The organism is Cuneatibacter caecimuris (assembly GCF_004216775.1).
GTDB classification, from domain to species: domain Bacteria; phylum Bacillota; class Clostridia; order Lachnospirales; family Lachnospiraceae; genus Cuneatibacter; species Cuneatibacter caecimuris.
In genome coordinates this window covers 92,401-108,851 of the sequence record NZ_SGXF01000007.1, presented here as the reverse complement: position 1 = coordinate 108,851, position 16,451 = coordinate 92,401, and the positions used below count along the sequence as shown (strand labels likewise).

Annotated in this window: 17 protein-coding genes and 1 tRNA gene; all 18 read left to right on the top strand. The window is 50.0% G+C overall.

What is annotated here, in order from left to right:
* Nucleotides 1-126 precede the first annotated feature (126 nt).
* The 18 genes from EV209_RS14270 to fabG all read left to right on the top strand — a co-directional run bounded on the left by EV209_RS14270 (nt 127) and on the right by fabG (nt 16,450).
* Nucleotides 127-591 (top strand): ribosome maturation factor RimP, encoded by a 465-nt coding sequence (locus EV209_RS14270; protein WP_130436149.1) that lies wholly within the window; start codon nt 127-129, stop codon nt 589-591.
* Nucleotides 592-612: 21 nt separating this feature from the next.
* Complete coding sequence (gene nusA, locus EV209_RS14265; protein WP_130436148.1) at nt 613-1,758, top strand: transcription termination factor NusA; 1,146 nt, start codon at nt 613-615, stop codon at nt 1,756-1,758.
* Complete coding sequence (gene rnpM, locus EV209_RS14260) at nt 1,759-2,034, top strand: RNase P modulator RnpM (RefSeq protein WP_330521354.1); 276 nt, start codon at nt 1,759-1,761, stop codon at nt 2,032-2,034.
* Nucleotides 2,018-2,332 carry a L7Ae/L30e/S12e/Gadd45 family ribosomal protein gene (locus tag EV209_RS14255; protein ID WP_330521353.1) on the top strand — a complete coding sequence of 105 codons (315 nt, stop codon included), beginning with the start codon at nt 2,018-2,020 and terminating at the stop codon, nt 2,330-2,332. The genes rnpM and EV209_RS14255 overlap by 17 nt, the downstream gene beginning before the upstream one ends.
* Before the next feature lie 26 nt (nt 2,333-2,358).
* Nucleotides 2,359-5,652 carry a translation initiation factor IF-2 gene (gene infB, locus EV209_RS14250; protein WP_130436176.1) on the top strand — a complete coding sequence of 1,098 codons (3,294 nt, stop codon included), beginning with the start codon at nt 2,359-2,361 and terminating at the stop codon, nt 5,650-5,652.
* A gap of 21 nt (nt 5,653-5,673) precedes the next feature.
* Complete coding sequence (gene rbfA, locus EV209_RS14245; RefSeq protein WP_130436146.1) at nt 5,674-6,051, top strand: 30S ribosome-binding factor RbfA; 378 nt, start codon at nt 5,674-5,676, stop codon at nt 6,049-6,051.
* Nucleotides 6,041-7,009 (top strand): DHH family phosphoesterase, encoded by a 969-nt coding sequence (locus EV209_RS14240; RefSeq protein ID WP_130436145.1) that lies wholly within the window; start codon nt 6,041-6,043, stop codon nt 7,007-7,009. Before rbfA ends, EV209_RS14240 begins: the two co-directional genes overlap by 11 nt.
* Nucleotides 7,010-7,013: 4 nt before the next feature.
* Nucleotides 7,014-7,907 carry a tRNA pseudouridine(55) synthase TruB gene (gene truB, locus EV209_RS14235; protein WP_130436175.1) on the top strand — a complete coding sequence of 298 codons (894 nt, stop codon included), beginning with the start codon at nt 7,014-7,016 and terminating at the stop codon, nt 7,905-7,907.
* A gap of 4 nt (nt 7,908-7,911) precedes the next feature.
* Nucleotides 7,912-8,874 (top strand): bifunctional riboflavin kinase/FAD synthetase, encoded by a 963-nt coding sequence (locus EV209_RS14230; protein WP_243647603.1) that lies wholly within the window; start codon nt 7,912-7,914, stop codon nt 8,872-8,874.
* A gap of 92 nt (nt 8,875-8,966) precedes the next feature.
* On the top strand, nt 8,967-10,310 hold the full coding sequence (locus EV209_RS14225; RefSeq protein ID WP_243647602.1) for a C40 family peptidase: 1,344 nt from the start codon (nt 8,967-8,969) through the stop codon (nt 10,308-10,310).
* A 250-nt stretch (nt 10,311-10,560) separates the two neighbouring features.
* Nucleotides 10,561-10,634, top strand: a tRNA-Arg gene (locus EV209_RS14220).
* 35 nt (nt 10,635-10,669) lie between these two features.
* On the top strand, nt 10,670-10,834 hold the full coding sequence (locus EV209_RS16410) for a hypothetical protein (protein WP_165388940.1): 165 nt from the start codon (nt 10,670-10,672) through the stop codon (nt 10,832-10,834).
* A 58-nt stretch (nt 10,835-10,892) separates the two neighbouring features.
* Complete coding sequence (locus EV209_RS14215) at nt 10,893-11,465, top strand: hypothetical protein (protein ID WP_130436144.1); 573 nt, start codon at nt 10,893-10,895, stop codon at nt 11,463-11,465.
* 96 nt (nt 11,466-11,561) lie between these two features.
* A complete protein-coding gene (locus EV209_RS14210) occupies nt 11,562-13,046 on the top strand; it encodes a flotillin family protein (RefSeq protein ID WP_130436143.1) in 1,485 nt (494 codons plus the stop codon).
* 380 nt (nt 13,047-13,426) lie between these two features.
* Complete coding sequence (locus tag EV209_RS14205; RefSeq protein ID WP_130436142.1) at nt 13,427-14,437, top strand: beta-ketoacyl-ACP synthase III; 1,011 nt, start codon at nt 13,427-13,429, stop codon at nt 14,435-14,437.
* Between the two features lie 4 nt (nt 14,438-14,441).
* Nucleotides 14,442-14,675: an acyl carrier protein gene (gene acpP, locus EV209_RS14200; protein WP_130436141.1), complete on the top strand. Its 234-nt coding sequence runs from the start codon at nt 14,442-14,444 to the stop codon at nt 14,673-14,675.
* Nucleotides 14,676-14,772: 97 nt separating this feature from the next.
* Nucleotides 14,773-15,708 (top strand): ACP S-malonyltransferase, encoded by a 936-nt coding sequence (gene fabD / locus EV209_RS14195; RefSeq protein ID WP_130436140.1) that lies wholly within the window; start codon nt 14,773-14,775, stop codon nt 15,706-15,708.
* A 1-nt stretch (nt 15,709) separates the two neighbouring features.
* Nucleotides 15,710-16,450, top strand: a complete 741-nt coding sequence (fabG, locus tag EV209_RS14190) for a 3-oxoacyl-[acyl-carrier-protein] reductase (protein ID WP_130436139.1) — start codon at nt 15,710-15,712, stop codon at nt 16,448-16,450.
* The last annotated feature ends 1 nt before the right edge of the window (nt 16,451 follow it).

The following is a 16,451-nucleotide window of genomic DNA, read 5'->3' as shown; positions in this document are numbered from 1 at the left end:
ATATAAGAGTGGGCGTAAGCCCACTCTTTCTATGTGATATGGGAAAATTCTTTGAATTCTGCTGTATTGCAGAAAGCTCCGGAGAAAAACGCTCAGTGTTCCGGGGCACATGAAGGTGGTGAAGAAATGAGCAAAAGAGAGAGTTATGAACAGCAGGCAGAAGCGCTGGTCCTGCCGATTATAGAACAAAATGGATTTGAACTGGTGGATGTGGAATATGTCAAGGAAGGCGGTTCTTGGTATCTTCGCGCGTATATCGACAAGCCGGGCGGCATCACAGTAGACGACTGCGAGATCGTGAGCCGTGCCTTTGGCGATCTGTTGGATGAAAAGGATTTTATTGAAGACAGCTATATTCTGGAGGTGAGTTCTCCGGGTCTGGGCCGGCCTCTGAAAAAGGATAAGGACTTTGACAGGAACATGGGCAGCGAGGTGGAAATCCGGCTGTATAAGGCACAGAATGGGAGTAAGGAATTCACGGGGATTCTGAAGGCGTATGATAAATCCGCCGTAACCATTGACACAGGAAACGAGGAACTGACAATCGAACGGACTGCCATTGCGCTGATCCGTCAGGCACTTGATTTTTAACATTAGGAGGATAAGAGAAAAATGAATAAGGAACTGTTGGAAGCGCTGAATGTTCTGGAGAAAGAAAAAGATATCAGCAAAGAGACACTGCTGGAAGCCATCGAGAACTCCCTTTTGACAGCTTGCAAGAACCATTTTGGAAAAGTTGATAATATTAAGATCAATATGAACCATGAAACCTGCGATTATGAGCTGTACGCGGAGAAAGAAGTTGTGGAAGAAGTAGAAGATCCGATGCTGCAGATTACGCTGGAAAAGGCCAGAGAGTTGAATCCTAAATATTGCCTGGGGGATATGGTGCATGTGGAGATCAAGTCCAAGGAGTTCGGCAGAATTGCCACAACAAACGCTAAAAATGTAATCCTTCAAAAAATCCGTGAAGAAGAGCGCAAAGTTTTGTACGACCAGTACTACAGCCTGGAAAAGGAGGTTGTGACAGGCGTGGTGCAGCGCTATTTTGGCCGCAATGTCAGTATCAACCTGGGTAAGGTTGACGCAGTGCTGAAGGATACGGAACAGGTAAAGGGCGAGCATTTTGAACCCACAGAGCGTATCAAGGTCTATATCCTGGAGGTAAAGGATACCACGAAGGGGCCCAGGATCATGGTATCCAGGACTCATCCTGAACTGGTAAAGCGTCTGTTTGAAGCCGAGGTTACAGAGGTGAAGGACGGAACTGTGGAAATTAAAGCCATCAGCCGTGAAGCCGGGTCCAGAACCAAGATTGCCGTCGCTTCCAATGATCCCAATGTGGATGCGGTAGGCGCATGTGTCGGAGTGAACGGAGCCCGCGTCAATGCCATCGTGGATGAGCTGCGCGGCGAGAAAATTGATATTATCAACTGGAATGACAATCCTGCGCTGCTGATTGAGAATGCCCTGAGCCCTGCGAAAGTGATTTCTGTATGGGCTGATGAAGATGAGAGGACAGCTCAGGTGATTGTACCGGACTATCAGCTGTCTCTGGCGATCGGCAAAGAAGGGCAGAATGCCCGCCTGGCAGCCCGCCTGACAGGTTATAAAATTGATATTAAGAGCGAAAGCCAGGCTCGGGAGCTGGGGCTGTTTGATGAGATCATTTATGAGGAAGACGATCAGGAATATGTTGGTTATTATGAGGCTGAGGACGGATATGAGGAAGAGGCCGGGGAGCCGGAACAGGAATAAATGATGAAAAAAGTACCATTGAGGCAGTGCGTGGGATGCCGGGAAATGAAAAGCAAAAAAGAACTGGTCCGCATCCTGAAAACCACAGAGGATGAGCTGATGATAGATGCCACAGGCAAAAAAAACGGCCGGGGCGCATATATCTGCAGAAGTATGGAATGCCTGGAAAAAGCGCAGAAATCCAAAGGCCTTGAGAGATCTTTGAAAATGCCGGTGCCCCAGGATGTATACGAGACCCTTAGAAAGGAGCTGGCTGAACTTGGGACAGAACAGTAAGGCGCTTGGACTGCTGGGCCTGGCTGAACGGGCCGGTAAAGTAGCCAGCGGAGAGTTTTCCACGGAAAAAATGATAAGGGCTGGGCGCGCGCGTCTGGTGATCGTAGCGGAAACGGCTTCGGATAACACGAAGAAATTGTTCACGGATAAATGCGCTTATTATAAAGTGCCTGTTGTTATTTGTTTCGATAAGGAAACGCTGGGCCGCGCCATTGGTAAGGAAATGCGGGCGTCTGCAGCTGTTCTGGATGAAGGGTTTGCACAGGCTGTTTTAAAGAAGCTGAAAGATGAGCAGTAAAACGGAGGTAGTGAGAATTGTCAAAAATGAGAGTGCATGAGCTGGCAAAAGAGCTTGGCAAAAGCAATAAAGAACTGATGGAAATTCTGAAGAGTAAAAATATTGAGGTTCAGAGTCAGCTGGCAGGGCTGACAGAGGAACAGGTGTCGGTGGCCCGCGCCGCTGCGAGAGCCGGAAAACCTGCGCCGGCAGCCCAGGAGAAGAAAGCTGCGGTTGAAAAGACAGCCAGTCCCGCGTCCGGGGATGCGAAGGAACCTTCTCAGGAGATTCCAAAGAAAAAGCGGTTTGCTGCGGTATTTCGTCCGCAGAACGGTTCTCAGCCTGTGCGCAGCGGTCAGGGTGACCGTAAGCCGGCTGGGAAGAAGCCCCCGGTGAAACCGGCGGAAGAAAAAGCAGCGGCGCCGGCTGCTAAGCCTTCAGAGGTGAAAGAAAAAGTATTAGAGGCGCAGATGGTAAAGCCAGTGGAGACGAAAGAAAAAGTGATGGAAGTAAAAACAGAGAAACCGGCAGAAGCAGTGCAGAAGCCTGTAGAAAATGAAAAGGCGCCGGTTCCGTCCAAAGAAAACAGACCGCAGGATGAAAATCGCAGAGAAAACCAGAACCGCGACAGCCAGAATCGCAGCGGCCAGCAGAGAACCGGGAGCTACGGAAACCGTGACGGTCAGAGCAGAGACGGCCAGCAGAGAACCGGAGGCTATGGGAACCGCGACGGCCAGCAGAGAACCGGGAGTTACGGAAACCGCGACGGCCAGGGCAGAGACGGCCAGCAGAGAACCGGTGGTTACGGGAACCGCGACGGTCAGAGCAGAGACGGCCAGCAGAGAACCGGTGGTTACGGGAACCGCGACGGTCAGAGCAGAGACGGCCAGCAGAGAACCGGGAGCTACGGAAACCGCGACGGCCAGAGCAGAGACGGCCAGCAGAGAACCGGCAGTTATGGGAATCGCGACGGCCAACAGAGAACCGGCAGCTATGGAAACCGTGACGGTCAGAGCAGAGACGGCCAGCAGAGAACCGGCAGCTATGGGAACCGCGACGGCCAGAATCGTCCCGGTGGCTATGGAAACCGCGACGGCCAGAATCGTCCCGGTGGTTACGGAAACAGAGACGGCCAGAGTCGTCCCGGGGGCTATGGGAACCGCGACGGTCAGAATCGTCCCGGTGGTTACGGAAACAGAGACGGCCAGAATCGTCCCGGTGGTTACGGAAACAGAGACGGCCAGAGTCGTCCCGGCGGCTATGGGAACCGCGATGGTCAGAGTCGTCCCGGGGGCTATGGAAACAGAGACGGTCAGAATCGTCCTGGGGGCTATGGAAACAGAGACGGTCAGAACCGTCCTGGCCAGAACCGTGACGGCGGCAGGCCGCGCACCGGCGAAACCCTCACTCCTGTAGTGGCAAAAAATACAGAGACGAGAGGCGGAAAGCCGGTTAATAAAAAAGAGCGCGAAATGCGTGAAAAGAGCAAGCAGTATGGAGACAGTGGTAAGAAATTCCAGGAAAATACCAGGAATCTGAAGATAAAAGCTCCTGCAGTGCAGAGGCAGGAGAAAAAGGAAGAAGAAACAATCCGTACGCTGGTGCTTCCTGAAATCCTTACAATTAAGGAATTGGCGGATAAGATGAAGCAGCAGCCTTCCGCCCTGGTAAAGAAGTTATTTTTACAGGGAAAAATGGTTACAATTAATTCAGAGATCGACTACGATACGGCAGAGGAGATCGCTCTTGACTTCAACTGTATTTGTGAGAAAGAAGTGAAGGTGGATGTAATCGAAGAGCTGCTGAAGGATGTGGAAGATTCCAAAGATTCTCTGACACCCAGACCGCCGGTGGTCTGTGTTATGGGCCATGTGGATCACGGCAAAACCTCTCTGCTGGATGCTATCCGTCAGACCCATGTGATTGATAAAGAGGCAGGCGGAATTACCCAGCATATCGGTGCATATATGGTTACAGCCCACGGACAGAAAGTGACCTTCCTGGATACGCCCGGCCACGAAGCCTTTACAGCCATGCGTATGCGCGGCGCTCAGTCCACTGATATTGCGATTCTGGTAGTAGCTGCAGACGACGGCGTGATGCCCCAGACAGTGGAGGCGATTAATCATGCCAAGGCGGCCGGAGTGGAGATCATTGTGGCTGTCAACAAGATTGATAAGCCCAGTGCAAATGTGGACAGAGTAAAGCAGGAAATGTCTGAATATGAATTGATTCCTGAGGATTGGGGCGGAGATACAATTTTCGTGCCGGTATCCGCAAAAACCGGAGAAGGTTTGGAAAACTTGCTGGATATGATCCTTCTGGTGGCAGAGGTCAAGGAATTGAAAGCAAATCCGGACCGTACGGCGAGAGGCCTGGTGCTGGAGGCTCAGCTGGATAAGGGACGGGGCCCTGTGGCAACCGTGCTGGTTCAGAAGGGTACCCTCCATGTGGGAGATTCCATTGCTGCGGGTTCCTGCTACGGAAAAGTCCGCGCAATGATCGACGATAAGGGCAGAAGAATTAAAGAAGCATCCCCTTCCGTGCCGGTAGAAATCCTGGGCCTTAACGATGTGCCCAATGCAGGCGAGATTTTTGTCTGCACGCCCACTGAGAAAGAGGCCAGAAGTTTTGCGGAAACCTTCATTTCAGAAGGACGTGAAAAGCTGATAGAGGATACAAAAGCGAAGATGAGCCTGGACGATCTGTTCTCTCAGATCAAGGCAGGCAATGTGAAAGAACTGAATATCATTATTAAAGCAGATGTACAGGGCTCTGTAGAGGCAGTGAAGCAGTCTCTGGTGAAGCTGTCCAATGAAGAAGTAGTGGTGAAAGTGATCCACGGCGGTGTTGGCGCAATCAACGAATCTGACGTGACTCTGGCGGCAACTTCCAACGCGATTATTATCGGCTTCAACGTCCGTCCGGATGTTACAGCAAAATCCGTGGCAGAACGGGAAAAGGTGGATATGCGCCTGTACCGTGTAATATATCAGGCTATTGAAGATGTTGAGGCTGCGATGAAGGGTATGCTGGATCCTGTCTTTGAAGAAAAGGTTCTGGGCCATGCGGTGGTCCGCCAGACCTTTAAAGCGTCCGGTGTGGGAACGATTGCCGGTTCCTATGTCACAGACGGTGTGTTCCAGAGAAACTGCAGCTGCCGGATTACCAGAGACGGCGTGCAGATCTTTGAGGGCGCGCTTGCATCGCTGAAGCGTTTCAAAGATGATGTGAAGGAAGTGAAGGAAGGCTACGAGTGCGGCCTGGTGTTTGAGAAATTCAACGATATTAAAGAAGAAGATATCGTCGAAGCATACACCATGGTAGAGGTGCCGCGCTGAGCAGCTTCCAAAGGTGAGTAAATGAGAAAAAACAGTATTAAAAATACAAGGATCAATGCGGAAGTGCAGAAAGAACTGAGCAATATTATCCGGAATGAGATTAAAGACCCCAGAATCCATCCGATGACTTCCGTAGTAGCAGCTGAAGTAGCGCCTGACCTGAAATTCTGTAAGGCATATATCAGCGTGCTGGGAGATGAGGAGGCGCAGAAAAGCACCATACAGGGGCTGAAAAACGCGTCTTCCTATATCCGCACTAAACTGGCTCAGAGCGTTAATCTGCGCAATACGCCGCAGATCACCTTTGTGCTGGATCAGTCCATTGAGTATGGCGTGCATATGTCAAAGCTGATCGATGAGGTGACAGCAAAAGACAGGAATGGTGAAAATGAAGATTAAAGATTTAATAGGCAATGCCAAAACCGTGGCGATCATGGGCCATACCAGGCCAGACGGAGACTGCGTGGGTTCCTGTATGGGGCTGTATCATTACCTGAAGGAAAACATGAATTCCGTGCAGGTTACGGTTTATCTGGAAAACTTCCAGGAGCCTCTGCGTTTTATGAAAGACATCAGCCAGGTCCGTTCCGTTTATGACGGAACGGTCTATGACCTGGCCATTGCTCTGGATTCCGGAGACAAAGAACGGATCGGAGCAGGCGCGGAAGCGTTTGCCGCGGCAGGGAGGACTGCCTGCGTGGACCATCACATCAGCAACCCGGGTTATGGAGATATTCATCATGTGGTGCCGGATGCCAGTTCTACGTCTGAAGTGCTGTTTTATATGATGGATTCTGAAAAAATCAGCGCTGATGCCGCGGAGTGCCTCTATACCGGCATCGTGCATGATACCGGAGTGTTCTGTCATTCCAATGTGACAGAGCGGACCATGGAGGCCGCAGGCTGCCTGATCGGAAAAGGGATTCCTTTTTCCACAATAATCAGGGAGACTTTCCAGGAAAAAACATATGTGCAGAATCAAATTACAGGGCGCGCGCTGCTGGAAAGTATTCTGTTTTTAGATAGAAAATGCATCTTTACTTATGTAAGCCGGAAGGAAATGGATTTTTACCAGGTGGAGCCAAAAGATCTGGATGGTATTGTAGACCAGCTCAGGCTGACCTCCGGAGTGGAGTGCGCCATATTCTTATATGAAACCGGGACACAGGAATATAAGGTGAGCATGAGGGCAAATGAAATCGTAGACGTGAGCAAGATTGCCACAGCCTTCGGCGGCGGCGGCCATGTGAGAGCCGCAGGCTGCACCATGCACGGAAGTGTCCATGATGTGGTCAACAATTTATCTGAAAAAATTGAGAAGCAGCTGCTGGACCATGAAAACAGCTGCCGGAGATAAGCGGATGGATGGAATTCTGAATATATATAAAGAAGCAGGATACACCTCCCATGATGTAGTTGCAAAATTAAGAGGAATACTGAAGCAGCGCAGAATCGGACATACCGGTACACTTGATCCGGATGCCGAAGGCGTGCTGCCGGTATGCCTTGGCAGCGCCACAAAGTTATGCGATATGCTGACAGACAGAGATAAAGTATACCGTGCTGTTCTGCTTCTGGGGGTTACGACTGATACCCTGGACACCAGCGGGCGGGTGCTGCATGAATGTCCTGTGAAAGCATCGGCAGACGAGGTGCGCGCTGCTATTTTGCGTTTTGTGGGAGGCTATGATCAGGTCCCCCCAATGTATTCGGCTCTGAAAGTAAATGGAAAAAAACTTTATGAACTGGCCAGGCAGGGAAAAGAAGTGGAGCGGGCCCCCCGCCGGGTGGAAATATACGATATTTGTATAGAAGAAATTTCCTGCCCGCGGGTAGTTATGACTGTTCACTGCGGAAAAGGGACTTATATCAGGGCTCTGTGCCAGGATATTGGAAACAGCTTAGGATGCGGCGGGTGTATGGAGAAGCTGGAGCGGCTGGCTGCCTGTGGATTTACAGCAGACAGCGCTCTGCGCCTCTCAGAAGTGGAACGGCTGCAGTCCGAAGGAAAGCTGGAAAGCCGGCTCATTTCTTCGGATGATATATTAAAAGACCTTCCTGCGCTTCAGACGAATCAGGCTGCGGACAGGCTGGTCCATAACGGAAACCGGCTGGAGGACAGAAATTTTCTGCAGTGCAGGAATCTTTTAGGACAGGCCAGAGTCTATGACAGCGCCGGAACCTTTATGGGAATCTACGGGCGGGAGCTGGAAGAAGATTCCTGGAAGCCTGTGAAAATGTTTTTGGGGAGCTGAAGAGATGAAATGTATTGAAGAAAAAATGTGGTTTCAGGTGGAAAGCAGCGGGACTGCCGTGACCCTGGGTAAATTCGACGGGCTTCACAGGGGGCACCAGATTCTGCTGGATAAAATAGAAGATCAGAAAAAAAATGGATTGGATTCCATGGTTTTTACTTTTGATATGCCCCCCAGCACGCTGATTACCGGAAGGACCAGGCAGCAGCTGAATACCAATGAAGAACGGGCCAGGAGGCTGGAACGGCAGGGGCTGGATTATCTGATTGTCTACCCATTTAATGACCAGGTCTGCCATATGGAGCCAGAAGGCTTTGTGGAGCAGATTCTCTGCGGCTGCTGTCATGCGTCTTACCTGGCGGTCGGCACAGATTTCCGTTTTGGATACCGGCGCAGCGGAGATGCGGAACTGCTTTTAAGGTTGGCCTCAAAATACGGCTATGAATGTGAAGTGGTGGAAAAAGCCATGGATGGGAACCGCGCCATCAGCAGCACCTATATCCGGGAAGAACTTGCGGCCGGTCATATGGAAAAAGTCAATGCCCTGCTGGGATACCCGTTTACTGTATCAGGAAGAGTGATCCATGGCGCTCAGCTGGGGAGACAGTGGGGAATGCCCACCCTCAATCTGCAGCCGGATCCTTATAAACAACTGCCGCCGGGCGGTGTTTATTGTTCCTGTACCATAGTGGACGGAGTAGTACGCCCGGGAATCACGAACATTGGATATAAACCGACGGTAAGCGATGCGGGGATCAGGGGAGTGGAATCCTATCTGTTTGATTTTGACGGGGACCTGTACGGCAAAGATGTAGAAGTGATGCTGCTATCCCATGTCAGGCCGGAACATCGTTTTGAATCTGTGGACCTTCTGAAAAAACAGATCGCCTCCGACATTGCCTTTGGCAAGGAATATTTTAAAAAATATCCTGTTAAATCTTTACAAAAATGTTACGAAATTATTTAAAAAGGGGTTGACAATGTAAAACCTCCTTGTTATAATTCATTTGTAACATTTATGTAACAAATGTACGCAAGATGAACAAGAGAGGTTTTAAAATGAAAAAATCAGTAAAGAGGATAGGATATATTGCAGCATGTACGATCCTTGTGGCAGGGATCGGGATTGCTTCCCAGGCAGCCGGAAAGTCCGACGCAGTATCCGGAGCTCCCGTGGCCGGTATGGCTGTTTCTCTGTCTGATTATTATACTGCGGTAGCGAATGGAATTGCTTCCAAATCAGTGACAGAGTCCATTAACAGCATGCTGAAAAACAGCCGGTCCAATATAATGGTGCTGTCCAATGAGGACGCCGGCACCACTGAGGCAGAGACAGAGAAAGCAACCGAGCCGGCAGCTGAAGAGCCGGCTTATAAGACTGATAAGAAAGCCAGCGTTTTAACCCAGTATTATAATCTCGGTGTGGCCATGCCTACGAATGGTTACTTAAATATCCGTGAAGAGCCCAGCACTGATTCCAAAGTAATCGGCCGTATGAGCAAGTACGCCGGCATGGAAGTGATTGTGGATACGGGCACAGGCTGGTATCAGATCGCATCTGGTCCTGTTGTGGGATATGTGGCAAAAGAATACATAGTTACAAAGGAAGAAGCAGAAGAGATCGCTGTGGAAAAGGCATATTTTGCCGCAAAGGTCCGTGTGGACGGGTTGAATTTCCGCGAGGGGATGAGCACTGATTCTCAGGTTCTGACTCAGCTGAGCAATAAAGAAAAGTATGAAGCCAATGCCGTATACGGCGATTGGGTAGAATTGAATATTCAGGGTTCCATCGGTTATGTAAGTCTTGACTGCGTGACGGTAGACTATTTCCTGGAAGATGCTGTGACTTTTACAGAGCTGACTGATTTAGGCGCTGCAGATGGCGGTGCGGTTCAGCCCACTCAGGCGGCGGCCGGCGGCCAGGCTGCTCAGGGTGGAAATACTCAAAATCAGGGAGCGACCCAGGCTCCGGCCCCTACCCAGGGAGCGACTCAGGCTCCTACCCAGGCGCCCACACAGCCTCCGGCTAATAATACTTCACTGAGGCAGCAGATTGTAAATTTTGCCGTGCAGTGGCAGAATCCTAATGGCTACCAGTGGGGCGGTACAGTTCTTGGACAGGGAGTTGACTGTTCCGGCTTTACCATGGCGGTAATGGCTAAATTTGGCATCAGTCTGCCTCATAGTTCTTCCGCGCAGGCCGGCTACGGCAGAAGGATCGACCCTTCTCAGGCACAGCCTGGGGATCTGTTGTTCTATAGCAATATTGGCGGACCGATTAATCATGTGGCAATTTATATCGGCAATGGTCAGATTATTCACGCCGCTTCCGAGAGATCCGGTATTCTGATTTCCAGCTGGCATTATAATACTCCCGTTGCTTGCGTAAGCCTGGTTGGCTAAATCATAAAATTAAAATGAAAGGGAAATGTGCTCAGCATGTTTCCCTTTTTTGCTGCATAGGGAATGCAGTTTCCTATGCAGCAAAAACCTCTGGGGGATGCGCCCTCCGCCGAATGGCAGACAGCCGCAATGCAGCGTTCCGGTGGCGTCAGTGTGTGAAAGCCTGAAAAAATTGAAATTTCATTGGAAAAATAGTTGACAAGCACCAGATAATATGATAATATATCATTCGTTGCAAGCGCAGCAGAATGTGTGCGTAGCTCAGCTGGATAGAGCGTCTGACTACGGATCAGAAGGCCGGGAGTTCGAATCTTCTCGCACACGCGTCAGGAACCCTTGAGGAATCAGGGGTTCTTTTTTTGCTGGAAATAAATGAGGTTTTGCGGTATACTGAAAAAGATGATGTTATGTTGCTTGCGGATTTTGGACATAAAGGGATGAATGAAGAATTGACAAAGCTGCGGACCATGACAAACACAATTATAGAAACCCAGCAGACCGTGAACAGATATAAAATGGAATGAGGCCCTGGTTTAAGCTGGATTATGGTCTTTTGAGTAGGGGATTAAGGGAGAATTTTGTATGAAAAAAGTGATTACAAAACTGGTTTGCATTTGCGTGTCAGCGGTGGCGGTATTTCTGGGAGCAGCATATCATTTCTCGTTTCAGAGACAAATGAGAATAGAAGGATATCGCGATTACATTTATCTGGAAAAAATAACAGAGGAAGTTGGCACAGGAGATAAATGTTATTTCGCACTGAATGAGAACCGTAAAAAGTTTTATATCGTATCTGTTCATAAGAATTCTTTATTCGAACCTGCCGAGATAAAGCCGTTTACCGGATATAACGGCGTGAGAATCGGAAAAAGTTCCAAGGTTATCTTCTATGGCGTTTCCAATCGTCCTGACCTGTATATGGATGAAATGCTGGTATACTATTTTCCGGAAGAAAAAATTACTGAAATATATCAACCGCCCTATCCTGGGGCAGAATACACCACGGAAGAAATTGGGGACGGGACCCTGCTCTTTTTCTGGGAAACACATCCTGTGAATAACATCTCTCCGGACGGCTGCAGGCTGGAAAAAATAAAAGAAAGACATGAAGAGCCTCAGTGCATAGCAGAACTATTTACTGAGGGGGAGCAGTAAACAAGATTCTGCGAAGAACTTTGACAACTTTAGCACAATATGCTATGCTTAAATAAATACAAATGATACCGGTGGAACGGGAAAGGGGAAAGTAAAATGGATGTATTGGTGGAAAATCTGGGGATCATAGTGTGCGCGGCAGTGGTATTGGCATTGGTGATTGTGGTGCTGGTGACAGGGTATGTGAAGGCATCTCCGGACACGGCGCTGATTATTTCAGGAATCAGGAAAAGGCCAAAGGTTCTGATCGGGAAGGCAGGTATTAAAATTCCTTTTTTTGAGCGGAAGGATGAACTGAATCTGCAGTTGATTCCCATTGACGTAAAGACCTCCAGCGCGGTGCCCACAGCGGATTATATCAATATCCGGGTGGATGCGGCGGTGAATGTAAAGATCAGCGATAACGAGGGCCGCCTGAATCTGGCGGCGCAGAATTTTCTGAATAAGACAGTGGATTATATTGCTCAGGTTGCCAGAGAGGTGCTGGAAGGCAATATGCGTGAAATTGTAGGCAAGATGAACCTGGAAGAAATGGTTTCCGACCGGCAGAAGTTTGCGACGCTGGTAAAAGAAAACGCGGAACCGGATCTGGCGGCAATGGGGCTGGATATTGTCAGTTTTAATGTGCAGAATTTTGTGGATGGAAACGGCGTGATTGAGAATCTGGGTGTGGACAATATTGTGAAAATCCAGAAAAATGCCGCGATTTCCAGAGCCGAGAGCGAAAAGGAAATTGCAAAGGCCCAGGCCCAGGCGGAAAAAGAAGCCAATGACGCCAGAGTAAACGCCCAGACAGAAATCGCCATGAAGCAGAATGACCTGGCCATTAAGAAAGCAGAGCTGAAGCGGGTGGCGGACAGCAAACAGGCAGAAGCAGACGCGGCTTATCAGATTCAGCAGGAAGAACAGCGTAAGACGATTGAGATCACCACAGCGGATGCGAATATTGCAAAACAGGAAAAAGAAATTCTGTTGAAGCGGAAGGAAGCTGAAGTTATGGAGCAGGCTCTGGACGCTCAGGTGAAGAAAAAGGCAGAAGCGGAAAAGTTCGCCAGACAGCAGAATGCGGACGCGGAGTTGTATGAGCGCCAGAGAGATGCAGAAGCCAAGAAATTTGAAACAGAAAAAGAGGCGGAAGCCCAGAAAGCAAAGGCAGACGCGGATAAATATGCCAAAGAGCAGGAAGCGGAAGCCGTGAGAACCAAGGGGCTGGCGGAAGCAGAGGCGATTAAAGCAAAGGCCCTGGCAGAGGCGGAAGGTATTGAGAAAAAGGCGGAAGCCATGACAAAAATGGGCCGGGCGGCTGTGCTGGAGATGTATTTCAAGGCCCTTCCGGAAGTTGTGAAGAATGTAGCGGAACCGTTGAACAATGTGGATCGGATCACCATGTATGGAGAGGGAAATTCTGCAAAGCTGATGAAGGATATTATGGGAACCCTGACCCAGGTGACAGACGGCCTGAAAGAGTCCACGGGCGTGGATCTGCAGGCAGTGCTGTCCGGCTTCATGGGCGGCAGAATGGCCGCCGGTAAAGATGATTCCGGGTCCCAGGAACAGACAGCTCCAGGAGAAAACAAATAACAGGCAGAAAAACGAAGGTGCTGTCAGGAAATATATCTATTTCCTGACAGCACCTTTCCTATGAAACAAAACCCTCCGGGGGATGCGCACAGCAGCATAAAATATTAAACACGCCGCAGGCGGGATTCTTTTCAAGGCCCAGGAATCCCCTCGGGCAAAGAGGCGGCAGACAAAACGGAGGTGGCTATAGCCGCAAGGCATGGAGCTACCGGAGTTTTATCTGCCGCCTCTTCGCGACTCCCCCATCCCAGCGCCTGCGCGACACCAGTGAAGAAGCCTGCATTTTTGTAAAAAGCGCTTGACAAAAAGAAACTGTTCCTATATACTTTGAATATCAAAATTATTGAAAATAAAAATAATAGAGGATAAAAGCATTCCTGATGAAAACAACAAAGATTATTGGCACAGGGTCTTGTGTGCCGGATAGAATTGTGACAAATGATGAACTGGCCGGAGTCGTGGACACCAGTGACAGCTGGATCCAGGAACGTACTGGGATCTGCCGGAGGCATATATCTGTTAAAGAAACGACTTCGGAGCTGGCGGCGGAAGCTGCCAGGGCAGCGGTGCTGGATGCGGGAATTTTACCGGAAGACCTAGGGCTGATTATTGCAGCCACTTCCAGTGCGGATACAGTGATGCCCACTGTGGCCTGCAGAGTTCAGGCTGCATTGGGAAACCGTAGCGCTGTCTGCTTCGATTTGAACGCTGCCTGTTCCGGCTTCCTATACAGTCTCAATGTGGCGCACAGCATGATCAAATCAGGCTTGTGCAGCACAGCTTTGGTAGTAGGCGCAGAGAATATGTCAAAGACGATAGACTGGACGGACAGAGGGACCTGCGTGCTCTTTGGAGACGGAGCCGGAGCCTGTGTCCTGCAGGCGTCAGACGACGGATGGATTTCCACTGTCAGCGGGGCGGACGGCCTGCGGGGAGACGTCCTGACCTATGCCGGAAATACGCTGCACAATTTTCTCACAGCCCCGCTTTCCGGAGAGACGCCGTATATGAAGATGGACGGCCAGGCGGTATTTAAATTTGCAGTCAAAACAGTACCCGCCTGCATTAACAGCCTGCTGGAACAGGCTGGATGCCGGAAACAGGACGTCCGCTGGTACCTTCTGCATCAGGCAAATGAAAGGATTATTTCAGCCGCCGCCAGACGTCTCGGAGAACCGATAGAAAAATTCCCAATAAATTTGAATGAATATGGGAATACCTCTGCCGCCAGCATACCGATTCTGCTGGATGAAATGAACCGGGAGGGCAGGCTGGAGCAGGGGGATAAAATCGTGCTGGCCGGCTTTGGCGCCGGACTTACCTGGGGTGCAACCCTGCTGACCTGGCAGGATGACCATAGAAAAATGAATGGGACTAAGAAAGGAAAGTAAAAACATGTTGGAAAAAATGAGAGAAATTATTGCGGAGCAGCTGAATGCAGAGGCAGAATCCATTACAGAAGCTTCTTCTTTTAAAGAAGATCTGGGAGCGGATTCCCTGGATTTGTTTGAGCTGGTGATGGCTTTGGAAGAGGAATACCATGTGGAGATCCCTTCCGAGGATCTGGCAAATCTGAGTACTGTAGGCGATGTGATGAACTATCTGAAAGAAAAAGGTGTGGAAGGCTGAAGTACCGTAATAACAGAAGAATCAGCTATGGCGGGCGCTGCTGCTGCGGTTTCCCGCCATACATTCAAGTTTACAGAGAAAAGCGGCAGGAGGAGCAATGAACAGGATTGCGGTGATATTCCCCGGACAGGGGGCCCAAAAAGCAGGGATGGGAAAAGAATTTTATGAACAGTATCAGGCGGCCAGAGAGATTTATGATCAGGCCAGCCAGGTTCTGGGACTGGATATGAAGGAATTATGTTTTGAGGAAAATAACAGATTGGATCTGACTGAATATACACAATGCGCAATGGTTACCACCAGCCTCGCCATGCTGGCAGTGCTTCAGGAAAAGGGCCTGAAGGCGGACGTTGCAGCCGGCCTCAGCCTGGGAGAATACTGTGCCCTGGCAGCAGCCGGAGTGATGGCGCCGATGGACGCTGTCCGTATCGTAAGAAGACGAGGAATTCTCATGCAGGAAGCCGTTCCCCCGGGAACAGGGGCTATGGCTGCGGTGCTGTCATTGGCTGCGGAGAAGATTGAAGGTGTGCTTTCCGGTCTGGAAAATGTTCAGATCGCAAATTACAACTGCCCGGGACAGATTGTAATTTCCGGCCTGAAGGACGCAGTGGAGGAAGCCTGCAGGAGGCTGGCAGAGGCAGGAGCCAAACGCTGTATTTTGCTGAATGTCAGCGGCCCGTTTCATTCCAGACTGCTGAAAGGAGCGGGAGAGAAGCTGGGGGAAGCGCTGGAAGCTGTGGAAATAAACAGGCCTGCGATTCCATATGTGGCGAATGTGAACGCTGCGTATGTCACGGAGGCTGACCCGGTGAAGGAACTGCTGAAAGAGCAGATTTCTTCTTCTGTGCGCTGGCAGCAGAGTGTGGAAACCATGCTGGAAGACGGAGTTGATACCTTTATAGAAATCGGCCCCGGGAAAACGCTTTCCGGCTTTGTGAAAAAAATCAGCCGGCAGGCGCGGATGCTGAATGTAGAAAAGCCTGAGGACATGGAGCAGGTGCTGGCCCAGATCACGGCACAGCAGGAGGATTGATATGCTGGAACAGAAAGTGGCCCTGGTGACAGGCGCGGGCAGAGGGATCGGCCGGTCTATCGCGTTGCGGCTGGCGGCAGAGAATATGTTTGTTGTTGTTAATTATTTCGGTTCTGCTTCCAGGGCGGAAGAAACCGTAAAAGAAATTGAACGGACAGGAGGCAGCGCCAAAGCAATGCGCTGTGATGTTTCAGATTTTGCCGCCTGCGGGGAAATGATACAGGAAATCGTGAAAGAATTCGGAAGACTGGATGTGCTGGTTAATAATGCCGGTATCACGAAAGATGGCCTGCTGATGAAAATGAGCGAAGAAGATTTTGACAAAGTGCTGGATACGAATTTAAAGGGCGCATTTCACTGCATCCGCCACAGCGCCAGACAGATGCTGAAGCAAAAAAAAGGCAGAATTGTCAATATCTCTTCTGTATCGGGAGTGATGGGAAACGCGGGACAGGCAAATTATTCAGCCTCCAAAGCAGGGCTGATCGGTTTGACAAAATCCGCGGCCCGGGAACTGGCTTCCAGAAAAATTACAGTGAATGCAGTGGCCCCTGGTTTTATTGATACAGAAATGACAGAAGTGCTTTCAGACGCAGTGAAAGCTGCAGCAGCGTCACAAATTCCGTTCGGAGAATTCGGAAAGCCGGAAGATGTAGCGGAAGCAGTTGCTTTCCTGGCGTCAGAGCAGGCAAAATATATCACAGGCCAGGTCATCTGTGTGGATGGCGGGATGGCAATGTAGG

What these genes read in the sequence shown, in the direction of transcription:
- rbfA (WP_130436146.1), top strand. Translation starts at nt 5,674, where the DNA reads ATGAGAAAAAACAGTATTAAAAATACAAGGATCAATGCGGAAGTGCAG.
- fabG (WP_130436139.1), top strand. Translation starts at nt 15,710, where the DNA reads ATGCTGGAACAGAAAGTGGCCCTGGTGACAGGCGCGGGCAGAGGGATC.
- EV209_RS14205 (WP_130436142.1), top strand. Translation starts at nt 13,427, where the DNA reads ATGAAAACAACAAAGATTATTGGCACAGGGTCTTGTGTGCCGGATAGA.
- acpP (WP_130436141.1), top strand. Translation starts at nt 14,442, where the DNA reads ATGTTGGAAAAAATGAGAGAAATTATTGCGGAGCAGCTGAATGCAGAG.
- infB (WP_130436176.1), top strand. Translation starts at nt 2,359, where the DNA reads ATGAGAGTGCATGAGCTGGCAAAAGAGCTTGGCAAAAGCAATAAAGAA.
- truB (WP_130436175.1), top strand. Translation starts at nt 7,014, where the DNA reads ATGGATGGAATTCTGAATATATATAAAGAAGCAGGATACACCTCCCAT.
- EV209_RS14210 (WP_130436143.1), top strand. Translation starts at nt 11,562, where the DNA reads ATGGATGTATTGGTGGAAAATCTGGGGATCATAGTGTGCGCGGCAGTG.
- rnpM (WP_330521354.1), top strand. Translation starts at nt 1,759, where the DNA reads ATGATGAAAAAAGTACCATTGAGGCAGTGCGTGGGATGCCGGGAAATG.
- EV209_RS14225 (WP_243647602.1), top strand. Translation starts at nt 8,967, where the DNA reads ATGAAAAAATCAGTAAAGAGGATAGGATATATTGCAGCATGTACGATC.
- EV209_RS14215 (WP_130436144.1), top strand. Translation starts at nt 10,893, where the DNA reads ATGAAAAAAGTGATTACAAAACTGGTTTGCATTTGCGTGTCAGCGGTG.
- EV209_RS14270 (WP_130436149.1), top strand. Translation starts at nt 127, where the DNA reads ATGAGCAAAAGAGAGAGTTATGAACAGCAGGCAGAAGCGCTGGTCCTG.
- nusA (WP_130436148.1), top strand. Translation starts at nt 613, where the DNA reads ATGAATAAGGAACTGTTGGAAGCGCTGAATGTTCTGGAGAAAGAAAAA.
- fabD (WP_130436140.1), top strand. Translation starts at nt 14,773, where the DNA reads ATGAACAGGATTGCGGTGATATTCCCCGGACAGGGGGCCCAAAAAGCA.
- EV209_RS14240 (WP_130436145.1), top strand. Translation starts at nt 6,041, where the DNA reads ATGAAGATTAAAGATTTAATAGGCAATGCCAAAACCGTGGCGATCATG.
- EV209_RS14230 (WP_243647603.1), top strand. Translation starts at nt 7,912, where the DNA reads ATGAAATGTATTGAAGAAAAAATGTGGTTTCAGGTGGAAAGCAGCGGG.